We start from the raw sequence: 2,311 nt of genomic DNA, 5'->3' as shown, positions 1-2,311 counted from the left end.
CTGGTCCGCGCGCCTGGAAGACAGCGAGCCGCACGCCTGCCCCAAGACCCAGCGCGATGAACTCAAGGCGTTGCTGCTGATACGCGACGCCGTCTCGGATCTGCTGGACGCGGAAACCTCCCCGGATGCCGACTACGCCTGGCTCACCTTCCTACGCTCAACCCTGAACGCGCACTACGACGCGTACGTCGCGAAGTTCGGACCGGTCAGCCGCTTCACCCGGCAGGAGCGCACCCGCAAGCTCGCCTGGGACGACGTGCCCGAGGAGCTGTCCGAAGGACTGCAGGACGCGGCCCTGGAGGTTTCTGGGCGCCTCGGGGCCAAGCAGCAGGCCGCCATCGAAAACCTCGGCGATGGCGTCCTCACAGAAGCCGACCTGCAGGTCCTGCTCGGCTGGAACGCAACCAAGGCCCCGGCCGCACTGCGCGAGAGCCTGGCCGAACTGCAGTCGGTGCGCGATGAGCTGCGCGACGCCGGGAAGCTCAAGGTCTGGGCGCGGGTCCCCCCGCCGCAGGGCGGTTTCGCCGATGACCCGCACGCCCCGCTCGTCTACGCCCTTGAGGACTATGACGAGGAGACGGGCACCGCCCGCAAGTCCGAGATCTTCACCCAGCGCGTCTCCGCCCCCCGCACCCTGCCCGAGCGGGCGGAAACCGCTGAAGAAGCCGCCGCGATCAGCCTCGACCTGCACGGCGAGATACGTCTCGACGTCGTCGCCCGCCTGCTCGAACTGGACGGCGAGCAGGCCGCGCGTGCGGCGCTGGTCGGGGTGGTGTTTCAGGAGCCCCACACCGACCGGCTGGTGCTGGCCGCCGAGTACCTGTCGGGCAACGTCCGCCTCAAGCTCGCCCAGGCTCAGGACGCCGCCGCCGTCGATGCGCAGTTCGCCGCGAACGTCGACGCGTTGCAGAAGGTCAAAGACACCGAACTCAAGGACATCCCGTCCCACGAGATCCGCGTCAAGCTCGGCGCCCCGTGGGTGGACGCCTCCTACGTGCAGGAGTTCCTGCGCCAGCTGCTGCGCGATGAGTCGATCAAGGTGGAGCGGGCCGCCGGATCGACGTGGACGCTCGACTGCCGCGTCGAGACGAACGTCATGACGACAGCGGTGTGGGGCACCGAGGAGATGAACGCGGTCCAGATCGCCCGCGCTCTGCTCAACCAGCGGCCCATCCGCATCAAGCCGTACTTCCCCGAGAAGGCCACTGCCGCGGAGAAGGCGGCGATCCGCGCCGAAGCGATGACCGCCACGACGATCGCCAACCGGTATGCGGAGCGCATCAATGAGGAGTTCCGCAACTGGCTGTGGAAGGACGAGGAGCGGGCCGACACCCTCGCCACCCTCTACAACACCCGTTTCAACAGCTTCGTCCTGCGCAACTACGACGACGCCCCCAAGCTGTCCTTCCCGGGGCTGTCCACCGCCTTCGACCCGCGCCCGCACCAGCAGGCGGCGGTCTCCCGGATCCTCAACGAGCCCTCCGCGCTGCTCGCCCACGAGGTCGGCGCCGGCAAGACCCTTGAGATGTCCATGGGCGCCATGGAGCTGCGCCGCCTCGGGCTCGCCCGCAAGCCCGCGATCGTCGTTCCCAACCACATGGCCGAGCAGTGGACCAGGGAGTTCTTGCAGGCCTACCCCGGTGCGAAGGTCCTGACCGCTTCCACCAAAGACCTCTCCAGCAGGCGCAAGCGCAAGCGGTTCGCCGCCAAGGCCGCCACCGGCGACTGGGACGCGATCATCATGACGTACGGCGTCATGAAGGCGATCCCTCTCTCCGCGGCCGAGCACGAGAACTACATCGCCAACCAGCTCGCCGAGTTCGAGCGCGACTTGGAGCGTCGCCGCGCCGCGATCATCGCGAAGGGCGAAGACCCCGAGAAAGACGACACCGTCAAGGAGGTCGAAGGCAAGAAGCTGGTCCGTGAGCAGGCCCTGCGCGCCCGGATGCGCTCCATCCGCGAGGGCGGCCTGTCCTGGGAGCAGTTGGGCATCGACTACCTGTTCGTCGACGAGATCCACAACTTCAAAAATCTGTACAACCCGTCGAACAACGCGGGTCTGGCGATTGCCGGGTCGATCCGCGCGACTGACCTGCACATGAAGCTCGAGTACATGCGGGCCAAGTACGGCGCCCGTGTGATCACCGGAGCTTCCGCGACGCCCGTGGTCAACTCGATCGCCGAGGCGTACGTGTGGATGAAGCTGCTGCGCCCCGACATCCTCGCCGCCGAAGGTGTGGAGAACTTCGACGACTGGGTCGCCAACCACGCCGAGATCGACACCAAGATCGAGATCGCGCCCGAGGGCGGC

At 67.5% G+C, this 2,311-nt stretch carries 1 protein-coding gene; it reads left to right on the top strand.

Annotated elements, in window-relative coordinates; genetic code table 11:
* Nucleotides 1-2,311, top strand: a 2,311-nt coding sequence (locus tag ACWFR4_RS48375; RefSeq protein ID WP_453658319.1) for an SNF2-related protein, incomplete at both ends; no start/stop codon positions are given.

Source organism: Streptomyces sp. NPDC055140, assembly GCF_053607285.1.
Note: the sequence above shows the minus strand (reverse complement) of the source record. Positions and strands in the feature narration are given on the sequence as shown.